Source organism: Pseudomonas synxantha BG33R (assembly GCF_000263715.2).
Lineage (GTDB): Bacteria > Pseudomonadota > Gammaproteobacteria > Pseudomonadales > Pseudomonadaceae > Aquipseudomonas > Aquipseudomonas synxantha_A.
Map to the genome: position 1 here is coordinate 4,915,383 of NZ_CM001514.1, position 19,304 is coordinate 4,934,686.

A 19,304-nucleotide genomic window follows, 5' to 3' on the forward strand; every position below is an offset into this window, starting at 1 on the left:
ACAGCAGCGTTGCAACGAACAACGCACGTCGCGGATCAGCCAACACAGAGCGAAATTATTTATGCCGACTACTTCACACAGCTTTCACCTTTCACCCCAGGGCAAACTGCGCTGGGCCATTGCCAGCCTGTTTCTGCTGCCACAGTTGGTACTGGCTGGCGGCGTGACCGTCGTCACAGGCCCAGGCGGCACGCCGCAACTGCAAGACCAGGGCGGTGTACCCATCGTCAACATTGTCGCGCCGAATGCCGGCGGCCTGTCCCATAACCAGTTTCTGGACTACAACGTCGACCGCCAGGGCCTGGTGTTGAACAACGCCTTGCAGGCCGGCCAATCCCAACTGGCCGGGCAACTGGCGGCCAACCCGCAGTTTCAGGGCCAGGCGGCGAGCGTGATCCTCAACGAAGTGATCAGCCGCAATGCCTCGGCCCTCAACGGCGCCCAGGAGATTTTCGGCCAGGCCGCCGATTATGTGCTGGCCAACCCCAACGGCATTTCGGTCAATGGCGGCAGCTTCATCAACACCCCGAATGCCAACCTGGTGGTGGGCCGCCCGGAACTCAACGACGGCAAGCTGCAAGCCTTGAGCACCCGCGATGCCAACGGCCAACTGACGATCCAGGGCCAGGGCCTGCACAACCGCGAGGGCTCCATCAAGCTGATCGCGCCACGCATCGACAGCGAGGGTCGCCTCAGTGCCCGTGATCAATTGAACCTCACAGTCGGTCGCAACCAGGTGGATTTCGCCAGCGGCGAAGTACGCCAGGTCGACCCGGCCGGCAAGGCCCAGGAGCAACGCATCGACGCACGCCTGTTCGGCGCGATGCAGGCCGGGCGCATCAATATCATCAGCACCGCCGAAGGGGCCGGGGTACGTGTGGGTGGTGTGCAGGTGCAAGGCACTGACGGTGTAAAGATCAACTCGGCCGGCGACCTCGATATCAGCGGCCAAGTCCACGCCAACAGTCTCGACGCCACCCGCGCCGGGGTGCAGAGCCGCCAGGGCGACGTCGACTTGCGCAGCGCCAAGGACTTGAACCTGGCCGCCACTGACGTAGGCGGGCGCAACGTCAAGCTGGATGCCGGGCGCAACCTGACCCTCAGCAGCCTGGAAAGCCGCAAGCTTCAGGAAAAACGTGAACAGTGGGACAACAGCAACTTCCTGTTCACCTACGAAACCTACGACCGCACCACCACCGACAAGGATTCCCGCCAGCACGGCAACACGCTCGTCGCCCAACAGGACGCGGCATTGTCTTCCGGCGCCAAGGCCGACATCAAAGCCAGCCACGTCGAAGCGGGCCACGCCTTGCGCGTCAACAGCGGCGCCGACCTGCAGGTGACCGCCGCTACCGAAACCCATGAGACCCGCGACCAGGGCAACCACCGCAAGCACCTGTGGAAAGCCAACTGGGACAAATCCAGCAGCGAACAGCGCAGCATCACCAGCAGCCTCAAGGCCGGCCACACGCTGGAGCTGACCAGTAAACAGAAACTGCAATTGCAGGGCGCCGAGCTGAAAACCCCAGGGGACATCCAATTGGCAGGCCGCCAAGTGGACATCACCAGCGCCAGCCGCACCCAAAGCAGCAGCGACAACACCTACGCAGGCGACCTCACCGGCGGCAGCTTCTTCGGCAAGAACGGCGACGGCAACCAGGGCAAGACCTTGAACACCGCCAGCAAGGTGAATGCCGACGGCAAGCTGATCGTCCAGGCCGACGACGTGCGCATCAGCGGCAGCCAGGCCCGAGGCGGCAAGCAGGCCAGTGTCATCAGCGACAAAGGCTCGCTGGTGATCGACGGCGTACAAGACACCTCCCACGACAACCGCTACAGCAACGACAGCAAGTTCTTCGGCATCTCCAAGGATGAAAGCCGCAAGAACCTCAAGGACAGCACCGTGGTTGCCAGTAACCTGCGCTCGGACAGCAACCTCAAGCTGCAAAGCGCCAAGGACATCACGGTGAGTGGCTCCCAGGTGTCCGCCGCGGGTGAACTGCAAGCGAATGCCAAGGGCGATATCAAGGTCGTTGCGGAGCAGAACACCGCCCACGACACCACCAGCACCCATACCCGCGGCTTCGATGGCTACGCCAAGGAAACTGAAGGTGTCAGCCGCCAGTACCGTGCGGGCCTGAGCTATGAAGACCAGCAGCAAACCCGCCAGACCGACACCACCGGGCAGCAGGCTTCAAGCATCAACGGCGCCAGTGTGGCGATTAACGCCGGTGGTGACGTCAGCATCAGCGGCTCCAACCTCCAGGCCACCGATGGCGATGCGAGCCTGAGCGGCAAAAACGTCGAGCTGTTGGCCGCCCACGACCAGCGCACCGAAGCCGTAGACAAGACCACCACCGGCGGCAGTTTCTACTACACCGGCGGCATTGATCGGGCAGGCAATGGTGCTCAGTTCAGCCACCAGAGCAGCCACGACACCGCTGAAAAAACCACCGCGCAAACCAGCACCGTGGCCGCGACCGGCAAGCTGACCATCAATGCTGGCAACACCTTCACCAGCGAGGGTGCACAGGCCAAGGCCGGCACCGAGCTGCGCGTCAACGCGGGCCAGATCGACAACCTGGCCGCCCATTCCACCGAGACCAGTACCCACAAGCAAAACGGCTGGACCGCCGATGTCGGCGCCAATGTGGAATACAAAGGCATTACCCGCCCGATCGAAAAAGCTGTTGAAGGCGTGGCCCAGGCCAAGTTCCATCAGCCGGGTTTGCTGGACGCATTCGAACAACCCAATGTCGGGCTGGATGTGGAAGTCGGGCATACCCACAGCACCCGCACACAACAGGACAGCACCGCCGTGGTCAGCCAATTCAGTGGCGCCACGGTGCAGGTCGATAGCGTCGGCAAGTTGCAGGATGAGGGCACGCAATACCGCGCCACCGAGGGCGGGCTGACCATCAATGCCGGCGAGCATATCGCCAAGGCGGCAGCCAATACCCACAGCAGCAGCGAGCAAGGCGTGGACGCCAAGGTCGGCGTGCGGGTCTACACCACCACCGGCGAGGACGTGAATGTACGTGGCAGCGGCAGCGGCGGCAGCCGTGATGTAAGCCAAGCCAGCAGCACGGCGTTGGTCGGCAGCTACGCGGGCACCCAGGGCGTGAGCCTCCAGACCAAGGGCGATGCGAGTTATGAAGGCAGCCAGTTCAACGGCGGCCAGGCAAGCGTCAACCTCAAGACCGGCGGTGAGTTGGCGCTCAACCAGGCCAACGACACCCAGAGCAACACCAGCAGCACGTTGCGCGGTAACGCGTCATTGACCGTGGGCACAGCGCCCGGCGCCAATGGCACCAACATCAACCTCGGTGCCGGTGTGCAATTGGATAACCAGCGCCTCGACACCCAGGACAGCCAGGCCCGCGTCGCGACGCTCCAGGGCAGCGGGCCGATCCAACTCGGTAGCGGCGGCGACATGACCCTGCAAGGCACGCAGATCGGTACCGACACCGCCAAGACCGGCGATATCAGCCTCAATGCCGGCGGCAAGCTGGACCTGCAAGCCGCCACCCACCGCCACGTCAGCAACGGCAGCAACCTGGGCGGCGGCCTGACCCTTGGCGCCGGCAAAACCAGCAGCGCCGAAAGCAGCAGCAAGACCGGCAACCTCAGCGCCAATTTCAACATCGGCAAGGTGGCCGAAGATGACCAGGCCGTAGTCGTCGGGCAACAGCACAGCACCGGCAAGGTCAGCCTCGCCAGCGGTGCCGATGCAGCCGATGCCATTCACTTGCAGGGTACTCAGGTCAGCGCGGCCAGCGTCAACCTCGACGCACAAAACGGCGGCGTCCTGCAGGAGTCGGCACAGTCGACCCAGGCTCATGACAGCTGGGGCGTGACCCTGGGCGCGGGCGCCAGCGTGGGCAAGACCACCTTGGCCGACGCCGGTGAACACGAGACACCCAAGACCCAACGCGGCATCAATGCGCGGGCCAAGGTCGATGTGGATCACGTGCAAGGCACCACCCAGCACGACAGCCTGATCAAGGCCGATACCGTGGTCATCAACAGTGCCGGCGATACCCGTCTGGCGGGCGCACGCATCGACGCCGAGCAGGTGAGCGGCAAGGTGGGTGGCGACCTCGTTGTCGAAAGCCGCAAGGACCAGGTCACCAGCACCCAGGTTCATGTCGATGCCAAACTGGATGTCGAGAAAAACCAGCCTGGCGTGGTCGATAAACTCGCCAAAGCCAGCGGCCCACTCAAGGACACCGTAAAAGCCAAGGCCGAAGGCGCGTTCGACAAGCATCGCGACAAATTGGAGAACGTGGTCGACAAGGGCACCGGGCACCTGGCTGCGGCCAAGGACAAAGTGCTCGACAGCGTGGTCAACGTCAAGGAACGCCTGGAAGAAAAACTCACCCGCAGCGCCAGTTACGACGTGAACCCCGAGCCCCGCGGCGCCTTCGGCACCCGCGTGGACAAGGCCAAGGCTTACCTGGCAGACAAGACGGATGCGCTGGGCACGCGCCTGTCGGGCTTCAAGGACAAGGTCTGGCCAAAAACCAGCGACAGCTACGTTGTCAGCGGCAAGAACACCACCGGCAGCAAGGTGGCCGATACGGCTGAAAGCGTGTTGTTCGGTGACAAGAGTGGCAACACCAACTACACCCCGACCCTGAACCTGGACGTCAGCCATGTGATCAAGGACAGCGTCGCTCAGGCGTCAGGCATTCGCGGCAGCCAGGGCGTCAGTCTGCAGGTCGGTGGTGATACGCGCCTCACGGGTGCGCGGATCAGTGCCGAGCATGGCAAGGTCGAGCTGGGCGGTTCCAGGGTCACCGCAACCACACTGGCAGGCAGCGACTACCGCGCCGATGTCGGGCTGAATGTCTCCAAATCACCGGTCAACCTCGCACTCGGGGCCAAGGACGAACTGACCCAGAAACAGGACGACGCCACGCGCAAGGATCAAGCCTTGAACCTGGGCCTTCTGCGCGCCGGTGGCCATCGAGAGAGCCAGGCCTTGCAGGCGGGGATTGATCAGGCCGTCAACTAACGCTTAAAACAGCAGAATGCTTCTGTGGCGAGGGAGCTTGCTCCCGCTGGACTGCGCAGCAGTCCTATTCTCAGGGCCGCTTCGCGCCCCAACGGGAGCAAGCTCCCTCGCCACGGAATCAGCCACTGCCTGCTCGTTCTATGTCAGTTGAACAGCGCCTGCAGGTTCTTCATCGCATCATCGGCAAAGCCTTGCAGGAACGCTTCGAACGCCGGCATATCCTCCTTGCCGCCAGTGCAGGGCTGGCCAATGATGGTCCAGGTCACCAGGCTCTGGTTCGGGCCTTGCGGCGCCACTTCCATCAGCGCCCACAGGTTGCCGATATTCAGTGAGGTGTAAATCAGTGACCAGGTCATCGTCATGGCTTGGTCGTCACGGGTGTTGAGTTGCTCAATCACCACGTTGCCGTCCTTGAACAGTTTCTTGCGGACCGAACGCACGCCCTCGCCCGTCATTTCGATATGGGACAACGCCGGAATGAATTTCGCGAACCCCGCAAAATCTCCGACGATACTCCACACGCTGCGCGCATCGCCATTCACGGTGACGCGGGCGACTACAGGATTGCCGAGCGGGTTACGGACCAGGGTATCGGGTTGTTGCATGAGAGAGCTCCTCTTTTCCGGGGGGCGGATAGTGGGCTCCAACCAAACGCAGTGGGCTGTACAAGTTCAACACCTCCTTGGCGTGGTTAAGCGTTCTTGGCTGACTGCCGTAATGCCAAGGCCGCGACACCACACAAGATCAACGCGATACAGGACACATAGAACGCATCGCTATAGGCCATCAGGTACGCCTCGCGACGCACGATGTGGATCAAGCCCTCGATAACCTGCTGTTGAGCGGGCAACAGTTGGTTGAAGATAAAGCCCTCGCTGTCAGCCATGCTGGCGCGCAGGCGTTCCTGCAAGGACGGGGAAAACAGTGTGATCGACTCCCCTACCCGCTCGGAGTGAAAGCGTTCGCGCAGGGCGACGATCTGCGTCAGGCCCGCCGTACCCACGGCACCGCCAAGGTTACGCAGCATGGAGAACAACGCCGAGGCAGAGCCGGCTTCGTCTTTGGCCAGCCCGGACACCGCCAGTACCGACAGCGCCACCATGATCAGCGGCTGTCCGATACCGCGCACCACCGTGGAAGGAATGATCACGTTAGCGGCGCTATCCACATCCAGATGCGCCCCCAGATAACACCCCAGCGCCATGATGAAAAAGCCACTGGCGACCATCAGTTTCGGATTGAGCCACTTCATCAGGCGCGGCATAAACGGCGCCAGTACCAGTTGCACCATGCCGTAGGCGATCAGGCTGATACCAATCTCCCGAGCGTTGTAACCCTGCAACTGGGAGAGGTAATTGGGCACCAGGAATACCAGGCCGAACGTGGCCCCGCCGAAGATGAACATCGCCGCGCTGGCCACTCCGAAGTTGTAGCTTTTGAGCAGGCGCAGGTTGATAAAAGCGCGGGTGCCATACAGCTGCGACAGTACGAAATACACCAGGGCAACGCCTGCGACCAGCGACATCCACACGATGAAATCGGAGCCGAACCAATCCTTGCGCCCGCCCTCTTCCAGCACAATCTGCAAGCCCCCCAGGCCGACGATCATGGCGATGATGCCGCTCCAGTCGCCGCGCTTGAGCAGGCTCAACTGCATGGGTTTGGCATCGATGGACCACGCCACCGCCAGCAGCAAAAGAATGCCGGGAGCCAGTTGCAAGTAGAAGATCCAGCGCCAGGAATAGGCATCGGTCAGCCAGCCGCCAATGGACGGCCCGGCGGCTTGGGCGACGCTGTTGGACAGGGCGAACAGGGCCATGCCCATTGCGATCTTGCCGGGCGGCAGCTCGGTGATGATCAACTGGAATGACAACGGGATCAGCACGGCGCCGGCCGCGCCCTGGATCACCCGAATGATGATCATCACCGCAAGGTTGGGCGCCCAGGAACAGGCAATCGACGCCACCAGGAACACAAACGAGCCGACGAGCATCACCCGGCGCAGGGAGAACACCTGCACCAGCCACGCGGTGAGCGGGATCATCACGATCTCCGCGACCAGGTAGGCGGTGGAGATCCACGAGCCTTCCTCGAACGTCGCCCCCAGGGAACCCTCGATCTCCGGCAGCGCGGCGCTGGTCACGTGCACGTTCATGCCGGCCATGAAACAACCGAACAGCCCGCCGATTACCGCCACCCAGGCGCGAAAGGAGACGTTCTTTTCAGCGGCTTCAGTCATGTGCAGCGCCCTGCTCATCTGGGCGGGTGTCCACCGTGGTGATCACCGACATGCCCGGCAAAACTGGCCCGCCCTCGTCATGCTCATCAATGACGATCTTCACTGGAAAGCGCTGCACGATCTTGGTGAAGTTGCCGGTGGCGTTGTCCGACGGCAACAGTGCGAACACCGCCCCGGAAGCTGGCGAGAAACTCACCACATGGCCTTTGAGCTTGCGTCCTGAATAGCTGTCGATGCTGATGTCCACGGGTTGGCCGGCGCGCATGTCACGCAATTGGGTTTCCTTGTAGTTGGCCACCACGTAGGCCTGCTGCAAGGGCACCACTGCCAGCAGCGGCAAGCCTGGCGCGACGTACTGGCGGGTGCGCACTTTGCGCTGCCCTACCACGCCGTCGATGGGCGAGCGGATCAAGGTGTCCTCCAAGGCATGAGCCGCCAGGTTCAACTGCGCCTCGGCCTGGCTGCGCCGTGCTATCTGTTGCTGGAGCGAGGCTTGGGCCAATTGGCGTCGGGTGACGGCCACGGTCAAGCGGGTTTCCTGTTGGCGTTGCATGGCCTTGGCAATTTCCACCGCGGCATTGGCCTGGGTGTAACTGGCGGCGGCTGTTTCCAGACGCTGGGCGCTGGCGGCGTGGTCGCGCACCAACCCTTCGTAGCGGCGCTGGTCGAGGCTTGCGCGGCGCAATTCTGCGGCCACACTGCGGGCGTGAGCCTCAGCCTGGGCAACGCCGGCCTTCTGCTGGGCGATCAGGCTGTCGGTGACGTGCAGGTTGGCCTCTTGCGCCGCCACCGAGGCTTGGGTTTCGGCCAGTTGTGCGCGGGCCTGTGCCAAGCGCGCCTGGTAGTCACGGTCCTCGATGCGCACCAGCACGTCCCCGGCCTTGACGGGCTGATCGTCCTCCACCACCACCTCGGCCACATAGCCTGAGACCTTCGGGCTGATGGGAATCCAGTCGGCCCGCACATAGGCATCATCGGTCTGTTCCAGGTAGCGGCCGACCGTCATCCAGTACACGCCGAACACCACCGCAGCGATCAACAGCGCGGCGCCGCCCAGCAAGAGCAGATGCCTTTTGCGACGTTGCTTGCGCGTATGCGCCTGTTCATCCTGGACAGCAGTTTTTTCATCAACGGCGATATTCATGGCTGGGTACCGGAAAAAGTGGTGTGAGCGTGGGTGGGCGCTGAAGGCTGCCAACCACCGCCAAGCGCCCGAAACAGGCTGATCTGGCGTTGCAGCAACTGGCCGTCGGCGTCGGCGCGAGTGGCCTGCAAGCGGATCAGTTCACGCTCGCTGTCCAGCACGTCCAGAAAGTCGATAGACCCGGCGGCGTAGTTGAATTGGGCCAACCTGTAGGCGTGGCGGCTGCTGTCCAGTGCCTGGCTCAAGGCCGCGTGGCGCTGGCGTTCGCCGTCGTATAACGCCAGGGCCTGGCGCACCTCCTTGAGGGCCTTGAGCACGCTGGCCTCGAATTGCGCCACCTCTACCTGCTCAAGCGCCCGGGCCTGCTTGACCCGCGCGCGGTTGGCGCGCCAATTGGGGAACTGCCAGGTGATCAGCGGGCCAATGCCGAACATCACCGCGCTGCTATCGCCCAGCTCATGGAATTTGTTGGCTGAGGAAGACACTGAAGCGCCGAAGGTGACCTTGGGGTACAGGTCGGCCTGGACGATATCCACTTGCAGCGTGGCCGCCTGCAACGCTCTCTCGGCCTGACGGATGTCGGGGCGGCGCGCCAATAATTGCCAGCCATCGCCCACCGGCAGTTCGGCATTGAGGTGTGGAACCACCTCACAGCTCGCAGCGCCAGCGCCTTGCTCCAAATCAGCCACGCCGGTCAGCATTGCCAGTTCGTACAGCGCAGCCTGTCGACGCGCCTCCAGCATCGGCAGCAAGGCTTGGGTTTCGCCCTGCAAGGCTTGCATACGCGTGTATTCAAGGTCCGTCACCACACCGGCCTGGCGCTGGCGATCAATCAACGCCAGGCTGCGCCCGACCACGTCCAACGAATGACGCTGGACCTTGGCACGAACACCGAGGGCACAAGCATTCACATAGGCGCGGGTGGTTTGCGCCACGACCGTGATGCGCAACAGGTCTTCGGCGTCCTGCGCCGCCGCGGCTTGCACCTGGGCTCGTTCGATCGTGCGCTGGACCTGGCCCCACACATCCACTTGATACGCCAATTCCATGCCTGGGTTGAACGCCCATTCCGACGGTGCATGGCTATCGGTGGCCTTGGCCAGGGTCTGGTCATCGGCGGTCTTGCCGTAAGCGGCACCCAATGACGCTTGGGTGGACGGCCAGCGCTCGGCATCAGCCTGCATGATCCCGGCCAGCATCGCCTGCACATGGGCCTGGGCCGCTACCAGGTCACGGTTGTGCAGCAATGCCTGCTGCACCAGCCCATCGAGCTGTGGATCGTTGTACAACTGCCACCAGCGCTCGGGTAATGCCTGGGCCGAAACACCTTGCGGCAGATGGCTCAGGGCATTGATTCGTTCGGGATGTGGCTGTGCCGGCGTATGCGCGACCCAGGATGAACAACCCGCCAACAACGCCACCGCCACGCCGAGCAGCGAGAGACGGCCATGCCGTGGGGAAAAAGAAGGCGAACCCATCGAGTAAATCCAGAAGGCCAAGTAGAGACGCAGGGTAAAAGCGCAGCGGGGTGCGCATCTCCCGAGTTCTGGACAACCATCGTTTTGATTGGGACAAGGTGCGAGGTGGCTTGGCAGTACTCGATCCAAATGTGGGAGGGGGCTTGCCCCCGATAAGCATGGGTATCTACACAACTCTGACGTAGCAACCATCAGTAACCACGATGCGAAGCGAGCCGCTCTTGATCTTGATCTGCTTTTGATCTCAGGCGCCCCGTCAAACCACGCTGGCCGGAATTCGACAGGGATTTGGGGGGTAAACCGGCAGGGATGCCGGTTTAGCCGCCCCGCGCCATGGATGGCGCGTGGCGGCGGCCCCCCAAATCCCTGTCGGATTACGGGCACACCGAGCCTGAGCGAGGTGCCGAGTGGTGGGGCGAAGGCCTTTTGCTTACTTTTGGGCGTCTCCAAAAGTGAGTCGCTGTAAGAGCGAAACCATAAGCGGCCGTTACCGCAGCAACGGATATGTACTCGGTCTGATCCAACATCCTGGTCGGCTGTCAGGCCGCCTTCGCAGGCAAGCCAGCTCCCACATTTGGATCGCGTCGCATCATTTAGATAGTCGGTGGCTGTCAGGCCGCCACGGGAGCAAGCTCCCTCGCCACAGGTTCAGGGCCATGCCAAAGTTGTGTAGAGACCTATGCCCCGATAAGGGAGTGTCAGTTAGCAAATCTGTAACTGCCCCAACGCCATCGGGGCATAGGTCTCTACACAACTCCTGGCATGGCGCTGTAGCAGGCCATCGCGGGGTTTGCTCGTCTTGGGGGAAGCGAGCTATGTCGGCAATTGCAGGAAGAGGTTGTGGGCATCATATCGTTTCTCCTTTTTAGGGCAGACCGCCAGGAGCGTTCGGCGCGTCTTGAGTGCGCAAATAACCCGCACATCAGAAAAAATGCACAAATGCATATTTTTCCTTGAAAACTTCACTGTATGAATACACAGTATCAGTAGGCCTCATCTTATGCCGATTCATCGCTACCGACGAGCAGCGCGGCGAGGCCGAGCCAGAGGGGTAATTCCCAACAATTGACCGAAATATATATCGATAAGGATATCGACTCATGACTATCGTTCTTCCACCCATCGTCGTCACTGCCACCGAGCCCGGTTACCCGGCAAATCCTGGAGGCCTGCCGTTTCCCGCGCCGAACCCGGCAGTTGTGTTCCAAGGGCAGATGCTGGAGCGCTTTGCTTATTATCGCCAGGGGTTGTGGCGCGAGATGCTAATCAAAATCGCCAACGAACAGGTCACCTGGGGAATGACAGGGGGGCCAGCGCCAGGGATCGTCCATGATTTGCAATCGGTGCCGTTTGCAGATAGCTATCTTTACTTTAATCCGGGCCTGACTTCTGGCCATGGTCTGAATTACGCCCAGCAATATTTCCAATCAGGTGGCGTAACCTCCTCTCCAGGCCTCTCGGGCGGTGACCTGACTCCGGTCGCGGCCGTTGGGCACTTTCTTTACGGCAAAGGTACTCCAACCGAAACCTCAATCAACCTATTCGGGCTGAACTCACCGAGCATCTCAAGCGCTGTGTTCAATGATGTTCTAGCCTCAGCGCCAATTGGAACGTCGCCGATTTCCATTGGCAATATTCCTTTTACGCCAGACGCCACGTCCTGGCAGCTTGCAACGTGGATAGACAATCTTTCCCTGACCTTGCAAGGCACCCTCAATAAGGGTCAAGACGGTAGTTATCAATTTAACGGCTCTGTATCCGCCGCCAACCACACCTACGATTCGATGCCTGCCGGTTTCAAAGCGGCCATCGGCGAAGCGGCTGCAAATACGCTTCAAAGCGTATTTGACGCTCATGGCGCTATGCCCTTTGAGGTCGTGATCAAAGGCGAAACCGCAGTTACCGTTACCAAAGAGCTCACACCCGATGAAAAGGCTGCCTATACAGACGCTGTCAGCTTCGTATCGACCGCCAACGAACAAATGCTTCAAAAATATGGTGCCAACTTGAGCAAAGTCGCCCAAGACATGCAGGCTGAGATCGCTGGCAAGAAAGTCAGAAGTTATGCGGAAGCAATGGCGACCTTTGAGAAAATCAGCGCTAACCCCGCTATGAAACTGAATGCGTTGGACACCCAAGCAGTGGTTGATGCGCTGAATGCACTGGATAAGGCGAGCTTTGCGGATAACATCACCCGTTTGGGCAAAGCATTCGGTGTGGTCGGTAAAGTCGTACAAGCAGAAGCCATCCGCGAGAAAACCGTTTCCGGTTTTCAAACCGGCGACTGGAAGCCTCTGATGCTTGAACTTGAAGCGATGGCAGTCGGCACAGGTGCTGGAATTTTGCTCGCCACCAGCATGGCGTTCTTCTTTCCTGTTTTTGCGTCGGCTGCCGCTGGAGTCGTCGTGGTGGCCTTGATGATGGCAGCCACCGCTGCCTATTTTGATGCAGCCAAAGTCGATGAGATCAACAACCTGATTCTTAACTAAAACAAAGGGTCCGGGCGAGCCGAGTCTTGTCCGGGCCCAGCGTGTTAGGATTAAAAATCGTACAACAGGATTTCCGAGCAATGAACAAGTCAATCAAACAGTGCATACCTCTGCCCTATTTATTCATTGCAATGACCATGGCACCTATATTTTTCATAGCTTTTTTATTTCCTGCAAAGGCCACATCCGCGCCCTATACAAATATTGAAAGCTTCATAAACACCTACCTGCTCGGCGTGGTAGGGTTTTGGTCGTCTAACTTCCCTTTCAGCTCCACAGTCATAACAAACTACATTGGCTTGTTCGGACCGATATTTGCGGTGATCTTTTTCTTGAAGGTCCGCAAGGGGATGATCATCGATGCCGATCAATATGCAAACATGACCATCAGCAAATATCTGTTCGGCCTGATAGTTTTATCGAGCTTTATCTATATGATCATATCCGTGAGCTATTTTTACCCGCATGATCTGGCGACTCACAACTTGAAATGGCGATTGTTTGGCACACACATATTCACATATGCAATATTCTCTTCGGGCGTGCTATTTATTATTTACTTTATTACCTTGATTTCATACTTCTCCTTATTATACATACCGAGACTTTTAATAAAAAAGAATAAACAGCACTAGCTTCACGCCATATAGCAAGATGACGGATAAAAGGATATTTAGTCCCGAAACAGGTGTAAGCCTATTTCGGATTGGAGACCATATCCCCTTCTCCCACTGCCACACCAATACTAGTGCCCTTTGCTGTCTTTACGGCTTTTCAGCCCCAGCAACCGCCCCCACCACCCAGACTCGGCACTTGAATCAGGTGTTGGTATCACTTTCTCATTGGGATGTAGCAAATCACCCGGATAGTGCTCATGCCCAATGCAATCGCTGTCCTCAAGCCCAAATACTTTCACGGCGGCGACCGCCTCAAAACACCAGCGGCCGAAGTAGCTTCCCATCTCAAGTGGGTGCATTACCGGATCACCATAAATGTACCACCACGGTTGCTGTTTACCGCGCCTGTTCAGCTCTGGATACCAATGCTCCACGAACGCCAGCAGTAGAGTTGCTTGCTGCGCCTGTTGCGCATCAATTGCCTTGAGCAGTCTCGCATATGGCTTGGCGTGTAGCAGCTTCTCCCCAATTTCCCGCTCTGGTTGGCGGTACGCAATGATCCGATCCAGCAGAATGTCCTGCCCCCCATCACCTATTAACGCAACCAATCGAAGCCACTGCTCATCGGGAATTTCCAGAGCAAGCGCTAGCCCCACCAGCCAGAAACAATAGATGTAATGGTTTAAATCGGTCAGTTCGAAGGTCCAGTCTCGGCAAGTCTTAAGATCATTTTCAGCGCATATTTTGTCGGACTCTCGGTTGGAAATTTCCCATGCATCCAGAACGCCGGGGAAGAATGTTGCAATCGTCGTAATATTTCCACCACTCGAGTAGCCCCGTATAGCCGCGCGCAAATTATCTTTGGCAAAGTCAAACGTAAATTGCGCTCTATATACGGGATTAGCCGAAGGCTCCGACAGAATCTTGCCGGCACGCTCAATCCATTGCAGATCTTTTGCCTCACGATCATCCCAATACTGCTTACTTCCCCAAGGTGCACGAATCATGGAAAAACTCCATTCAACGCCGCCTTTTTACAGGCGGCGCCTTTATTTACAAGGCAAACCCGGACAGTGTCCGGTGATTACCTAAGAGTTGATCAACTGCCCAACAGTCCACTGGTGTCCGCCTCGAAGCGCTTGCGGGCCTGATCAGCCGCCGGTTTGAGCAGCATGAGCAGCGCCGCCTCACTGTACAACTGAGTGACCGCCAGTTCCTTGGGGGTCGGCTCAATCGGGATCAGCACATCTTCGCTGTCTGCGTGCAGCCAGATTGCCACAACGTGCAATGCCGAGATGAACAGCACTCGCAGCTCAACGGTTTTACCTTGCAATTGCGGGGACTGTTCCGCCATTTTCAGCGCATCCACCGTCGCCGCGGCCAGGGGCCCGTGGTTGAGCGAGGCGAACTCGACATGCCCGCCTACGTCGGCCAATTGCGCATCCGCAATCGTCACGCCATCGGCAAACACCAAGTAATGCCAATCGCCGACCTCAGCGTCTTTCAGACCTTTACCGTGAGTCAAATCCTCGAGGGTGAGCGAGTAGCCACGATAGGCTTCGCTCAGCCTGATGTTGCCCGGTGCGGCGGCCGCGAATGAGTGATTGCGCCCCAGGCCCTGGGTTTGCAGCGCGGCTTGCAACGCCGGACGCAGTGTCTGTACGCCGTTTGAGGGCGCCTTTGGATAAATCAGTTGCATGATGCAGCCCTCCTCAGTTTTTTACGGTGAAGTAAGTGTTGGTCCAATTGCCGCCGCCGTTGTACGAACCGGGGAACGCGTTCAACGCACGGGTCGAGTAACCGTAGATCGAATCTGCGATCAACAAGTAGTTGCCGTTGGTCCCATAGATCACCAAAAAGTGCGCACCGCCACCGTACCAGGCACAACGCAAACCGATGGGGCGGCCCCTGTTAATCTGGTTCTGGATGGCCGACATCTGCAACGAGCCTTGATTCATGCCGTTGTAGCTGCGCGTGGTTCGTAAGGCGGAATCCAGATAGCCGTAGACGTTGCACGGTCCAGGTTGGTTGCAGCAGTTGCGGTCAAGCTCGCTGCTGGCTACACCGCACTGGGTCCAGGACCCGGTGCCATAGTAGTTGCCGACCGAGGCAGAGAGCGCCGCCCAGCACCAATTGCTCTGGGTTTGTCTCTGCATGCTGAAATTGAGACTGGCGGCAGCCATTGCTTGGGGCTGTGCAGCCGCTTTGACTTCGACCAGTTGCGGATCGAGCAGATGGCCGACCAGGCAATTGGGCGGTGTGTCGCCGGTGAGTCGGGTTGTTTCAGTGGATAACATTTTTCAATCCTCCATGAATGAAAACCAGCGTCCTGCTGGTAAGCGCGTAGCGGTGTTGCTGAGCTTTCGACGTTCAAGGTGGCCCATATTTGATGGGGGCGTTGCGATCTGGCTCGAGGTAACCCTAGACGCGCATATGCATATACGCAAACTCATTAATGCATTGGTGCATTTTTTTTTGACAAATGCCTGTGGTTTGTCTGGCGGAGTGAACCTCAAAAATCCCTCGCCACAGGTTTAGCGTCGTACCGAAGTTGTGTAGATACCTATGCCCCGATGAGGGAGTATCAGTCAGCAAATCTGTAACTGACGCACCGCCATCGGGGCAAGCCCCCCTCCCACATTTGGACCGAGGCTGACAGGGAAGCCTATCGCCAAATCAAATCACACCAATCGACAGTTACTCGGGGTGTAACCCATGGTGCGTTTGAACATTGCAGTAAACGCACTCGGGCTCTGATAGCCATGCTCCAACGCCACTTCCAGGATCGACACGCCACTGGCCAGCCGCTGCATGCTGAGCAACAAGCGCGTGCGCTTGCGCCATTCGCCATAACTCATGCCCAGTTCTTTCTGGAACAACCGAGCCAGGGTGCGTGAACTCATATTGAGTTGCGCCGCCCAATTCTCCAGTTTCGATTCCTGGGAAGGGTTGTCGATAAAGTCGGCACATAGCGCCTTGAGCCGCGGCTCATCCGGAATCGGCACATGCGCCAGCACCCGCTGCGCCCGGTCGAGCTCGGAGAAAATCAGATCGACAATCTGTAGATGGCGCAGCAACGCCGGCTCATTGTCAGGCTCATCGCCCGCGGCAACAATCAGCTCGCGCAACAACGGCGAAACCCTTATGACCTGACACTCATGCGTCAAGCCGCGATGCGCCCCCGGCGAGATCAACAAAGTGCGCATACGCACCTCGCCGGTCATGCGGATCTGATGCTCCATCGCCGGGGGCACCCACAGCGCGTGCCCGGAAGGCAGCACCCAGGTTGTCTGCTGCACCGACACCAGCATCACACCGTTGATGGCATAGACCAACTGACCCTCGTCATGTCGGTGAGCAGCCACAATGTCGCCGTGAAGATAGTTACCGGCGAGGGCCGCCAATGGGGTATGCACGTTCATTTCAGCAAGCCGCGAGCAGGTCAGGCCGGCCACTGTTGGAAGGATCCTTGGGCATCATGTCGCTTCTCCTTTTTTTGAACAGAGTGACCCATTGGGACTCAGTAGCCACTGGGTCCAATACTAAACAAAGAAAGGGTGCGGGAAATTGCGTATTAGGGTGGGGACTGTGAAAAAACGTCGAGTAAAAATTAAAAAACCAAAATATCGGCGAGCAAATTTCAAGAAAAAAAGATTATTGCTTTTGGGGATAACAGGGGCTCGCAAAGAGCCCCTGTTCGGGTTGAACCCTAAAACGCGTAACGCGCCTTGACCATCACCCCATCAGCATCAAACCCGCTACGCGCCTGGCGGGTATAGTTGGCGCCCACCGTCAGCGCCGACACCTGATAATTCAGGCCCAGGCTGGCCTCGTAACTGTCACGTGCGACCGAAGCGCCCGTGACGGTAAACGCCGAACCGCCCAGCACAAAACTGGAGGTTTGCGCCACGCGGTCGCCCATCAGGTCGTGGTAGGCCATCAATGTGGCTTCCGGTTGCAGGCTGCCAGTGGCCAACGGGAAGTTGCCGGCCAAGCGCACACCCGCGCCCAACTCGCCCACTTCATAGCGTTGCGAGCCGGTGCTCAGTGCCGCCGAAGAGCCCTTCTCGGTGAAGCTGTCCATGCGCACGTTGGAATAACGTGCCGCCACTCGCGGCTCTATCACGGCAGCATCCGACAGCTTGAAGCTGTAGCCGCCCAATACGCTGGCCGACAACACATTGCTGTCGTAGCTGCCCTTGGCGGTAGTACCCGCCACACGACGCTTGCTGTCATTGTCGTTATGGCCGTAGCTCAGGCTGCCGTCGACAAACCAGTTCTGCAGCGACCAGTTGCCGTACAACGACAGCGCATGGCCCTGCACGTCGGTCTTGGTACCCAGGTCCGAATGGATGTTGGAATTGAGGTAGCTGTAAGCCACACCCACCGTGGTGCTGTCGTTCAACCGACCATCCACACCCACCGCCATACCGCTGCTGTTGGCCGAATAACCGTTGTCGCCGCTACGGCCATCCTGATCCATGTTGCTGCTCAAGCCTTGCAACCACACACCCACGGCTTCGCGATTATCACGCTGGCCCGAGAGGCGATTGAGGATCGCGCCATTGATCACCGTCTGGCCCGACAAGGCCACGTCCAGCGCACCACGGTTGACGTCCGGCTTGAGTTGCTCGCCCACCTGCGCCAACTGCTGCGCCGTGCCCGCGTTGGCCAGGGCCTGGAACACCGGATCATCCGTTGCCAACTGCCCGAGCACGTCATTTTTTGCTTCGTTGACCACAGTCACGACAGGGTCAGTGGCGCCCGCGCTAGTCAGCTCCTCTTGCACCTGCTGATTGCTCTTCAAGCCCACCACGGCCTTGACCGTTTGTGCATCGGCCGAGTAACTGAGCACGTCCAGCAACGACGAAGTGCTGGCAACCGACAGACCGTTGTTCTGCACACTGCTGGCTTGCAGCAAGGTGTACTCGGTGCCGCTCGGCACGGCAGTGAAATCGCCAGGGGTGGCGCTCAAGGTCACTTTTGATGCCTGGGCGAAATTCGCCGCACCGTTGACCGTCAGGTATGGCGTGGTTGGTACCACGCTGTTGGCCAGACGCATATCAATGCCTGCACCGCTGGCGACGTTGAGGTCACCGGTGAGCGCCGTGCCAGGGGCCGACAGGTTCAGAGAACCCGAGTTGATCGACACCGGCGCGATGATGCGGCTGCCGGAAAAGTCAGCCTGGCCGGCGATGTTGATCGCGTTGACGTTGAGCACATCACCGACGATTTTGCCGCCGGTCCAGTTCAGGGTGGCGCGGTTGGCTGCGTCGATAGCAATGCCGGAATTGCTGCGGATTTCACCGGATTGCTGGTTGATTTCGAAGGTGGAGGTTTGCTCGGCTGCGTCGACGGAAATCGCCGTGCCATCGGCAGTGATCGTGCCGCGGTTGATGATGCCGCGGGAGCCGGTGGGGCTGTTTTGGGTGAAGGTGGCGCCCAGGAGATCGATCGTTTTGGCGTTTGTACCTTTGGCTTCGAGGGTGCCGGTGTTGAGGATCGAGTCGACGGTGCCTGCATAAAAAACAATACCGGAAGCATCTGCGCCGTTCACAGACAGCAAGCCACTGTTTTCAATGCGCAGCGGGCTCGTGGTGGTTTCAACTTCTATGCCCCAGGCGCGCTGGCCCGTTGCAGTGATGGTACCGGAGTTGATGATTTTTCCGCCGATATTGATCGGGTACGCTTGCGGGCCATCCACCGCCAGACCCACCACATCATCCCCCACCATCTCGATCACGCCCGTGTTAGCGACGTCGCCTGCCACTTGGGTGTTATGCAGGAACATGCCCTCGCCGCCAAACGTGCCATTGACAGCAGAGGTGCCCGGTACAATGGGGGTTGATTTGATCGTGCCCGAGTTGATGACGCTGCCGCCGATCACGGCATCACCGATTTCAAAACCTTCATAACCCCCATTGTTCATGGTGATGTTACCGGCCTGAATCAGATCACCCGTAATTGTACTGGGGGTTGAACCGTCGTTTGCAAAACCGAATGGGTCCACGGCAAACGCCCGAATGGAACGTCCGTCAGAGGTCATCACAATATCAGCACGATTGATCAGCGAACCTTGAATACTGGTATTGGAAACACTGACGCCCATCAACGCAGTAGTGCCAGACTCAGGGGTGGGCGTTTGATTGGTTGCTTCAGTCAGCCTCCCGGTGAAGGTCAGAGACTCGTTAAACGTCTCGCCCTTCCATGAGGTTTTGCCTTGACCCAGATCCACTTCAACGGCCAATGCCTGGCTGCTGATTGCACCGACCACTACGGCCAACAGTTTTTGCTTGAACGGATTTCGCTTCATTTGAAAA

The 19,304-nt window shown here is 59.1% G+C and carries 11 protein-coding genes; 2 read left to right on the forward strand and 9 right to left on the reverse strand.

From position 1 onward, the window contains the following. Positions 1-61 precede the first annotated feature (61 nt). The gene (locus tag PSEBG33_RS06015) at positions 62-5,017 is read left to right on the forward strand and encodes a hemagglutinin repeat-containing protein (RefSeq protein ID WP_005790853.1); all 4,956 of its coding nucleotides are present in this window, start codon (positions 62-64) and stop codon (positions 5,015-5,017) included. A 143-nt stretch (positions 5,018-5,160) separates the two neighbouring features. Here PSEBG33_RS06015 and PSEBG33_RS06010 read toward each other — a convergent pair whose 3' ends face one another. The 4 genes from PSEBG33_RS06010 to PSEBG33_RS05995 all read right to left on the reverse strand — a co-directional run bounded on the left by PSEBG33_RS06010 (position 5,161) and on the right by PSEBG33_RS05995 (position 9,878). Then, positions 5,161-5,622, reverse strand: a complete 462-nt coding sequence (locus PSEBG33_RS06010; RefSeq protein ID WP_005790854.1) for an SRPBCC family protein — start codon at positions 5,620-5,622, stop codon at positions 5,161-5,163. Between the two features lie 86 nt (positions 5,623-5,708). Next, positions 5,709-7,256 carry an MDR family MFS transporter gene (locus PSEBG33_RS06005; protein ID WP_005790856.1) on the reverse strand — a complete coding sequence of 516 codons (1,548 nt, stop codon included), beginning with the start codon at positions 7,254-7,256 and terminating at the stop codon, positions 5,709-5,711. Beyond that, positions 7,249-8,400, reverse strand: a complete 1,152-nt coding sequence (locus PSEBG33_RS06000; protein WP_005790857.1) for an HlyD family secretion protein — start codon at positions 8,398-8,400, stop codon at positions 7,249-7,251. Before PSEBG33_RS06000 ends, PSEBG33_RS06005 begins: the two co-directional genes overlap by 8 nt. Further along, a complete protein-coding gene (locus PSEBG33_RS05995) occupies positions 8,397-9,878 on the reverse strand; it encodes a TolC family protein (RefSeq protein WP_005790859.1) in 1,482 nt (493 codons plus the stop codon). Before PSEBG33_RS05995 ends, PSEBG33_RS06000 begins: the two co-directional genes overlap by 4 nt. 1,100 nt (positions 9,879-10,978) lie before the next feature. Between PSEBG33_RS05995 and PSEBG33_RS05990 the strand changes: the two genes are divergently transcribed. Then, positions 10,979-12,367 (forward strand): lipid II-degrading bacteriocin, encoded by a 1,389-nt coding sequence (locus tag PSEBG33_RS05990; protein WP_005790861.1) that lies wholly within the window; start codon positions 10,979-10,981, stop codon positions 12,365-12,367. Positions 12,368-13,112: 745 nt separating this feature from the next. Here PSEBG33_RS05990 and PSEBG33_RS05980 read toward each other — a convergent pair. The 5 genes from PSEBG33_RS05980 to PSEBG33_RS05960 form a co-directional block, all read right to left on the reverse strand. Beyond that, positions 13,113-13,991 (reverse strand): PoNe immunity protein domain-containing protein, encoded by an 879-nt coding sequence (locus PSEBG33_RS05980; protein WP_005790865.1) that lies wholly within the window; start codon positions 13,989-13,991, stop codon positions 13,113-13,115. A gap of 92 nt (positions 13,992-14,083) precedes the next feature. Then, complete coding sequence (locus PSEBG33_RS05975) at positions 14,084-14,683, reverse strand: hypothetical protein (protein ID WP_005790867.1); 600 nt, start codon at positions 14,681-14,683, stop codon at positions 14,084-14,086. 13 nt (positions 14,684-14,696) lie between these two features. Beyond that, entirely contained in the window at positions 14,697-15,281 is a 585-nt protein-coding gene (locus PSEBG33_RS05970; RefSeq protein WP_005790869.1) for a papain-like cysteine protease family protein, read from the reverse strand. Positions 15,282-15,665: 384 nt separating this feature from the next. Further along, positions 15,666-16,406, reverse strand: coding sequence for an AraC family transcriptional regulator (locus tag PSEBG33_RS05965; protein WP_005790870.1), 741 nt, complete (start codon positions 16,404-16,406; stop codon positions 15,666-15,668). 287 nt (positions 16,407-16,693) lie between these two features. Continuing rightward, positions 16,694-19,297 (reverse strand): autotransporter outer membrane beta-barrel domain-containing protein, encoded by a 2,604-nt coding sequence (locus tag PSEBG33_RS05960; protein ID WP_005790872.1) that lies wholly within the window; start codon positions 19,295-19,297, stop codon positions 16,694-16,696. Positions 19,298-19,304 lie beyond the last annotated feature (7 nt).

Excerpts from the sequence above, each read along its gene's own strand:
- PSEBG33_RS06005 (WP_005790856.1), bottom strand. The coding sequence starts at position 7,256 with ATGACTGAAGCCGCTGAAAAGAACGTCTCCTTTCGCGCCTGGGTGGCG.
- PSEBG33_RS06010 (WP_005790854.1), bottom strand. The coding sequence starts at position 5,622 with ATGCAACAACCCGATACCCTGGTCCGTAACCCGCTCGGCAATCCTGTA.
- PSEBG33_RS06015 (WP_005790853.1), top strand. The coding sequence starts at position 62 with ATGCCGACTACTTCACACAGCTTTCACCTTTCACCCCAGGGCAAACTG.
- PSEBG33_RS05965 (WP_005790870.1), bottom strand. The coding sequence starts at position 16,406 with ATGAACGTGCATACCCCATTGGCGGCCCTCGCCGGTAACTATCTTCAC.
- PSEBG33_RS05960 (WP_005790872.1), bottom strand. The coding sequence starts at position 19,297 with ATGAAGCGAAATCCGTTCAAGCAAAAACTGTTGGCCGTAGTGGTCGGT.
- PSEBG33_RS05990 (WP_005790861.1), top strand. The coding sequence starts at position 10,979 with ATGACTATCGTTCTTCCACCCATCGTCGTCACTGCCACCGAGCCCGGT.
- PSEBG33_RS05975 (WP_005790867.1), bottom strand. The coding sequence starts at position 14,683 with ATGCAACTGATTTATCCAAAGGCGCCCTCAAACGGCGTACAGACACTG.
- PSEBG33_RS05995 (WP_005790859.1), bottom strand. The coding sequence starts at position 9,878 with ATGGGTTCGCCTTCTTTTTCCCCACGGCATGGCCGTCTCTCGCTGCTC.
- PSEBG33_RS05970 (WP_005790869.1), bottom strand. The coding sequence starts at position 15,281 with ATGTTATCCACTGAAACAACCCGACTCACCGGCGACACACCGCCCAAT.
- PSEBG33_RS06000 (WP_005790857.1), bottom strand. The coding sequence starts at position 8,400 with ATGAATATCGCCGTTGATGAAAAAACTGCTGTCCAGGATGAACAGGCG.
- PSEBG33_RS05980 (WP_005790865.1), bottom strand. The coding sequence starts at position 13,991 with ATGATTCGTGCACCTTGGGGAAGTAAGCAGTATTGGGATGATCGTGAG.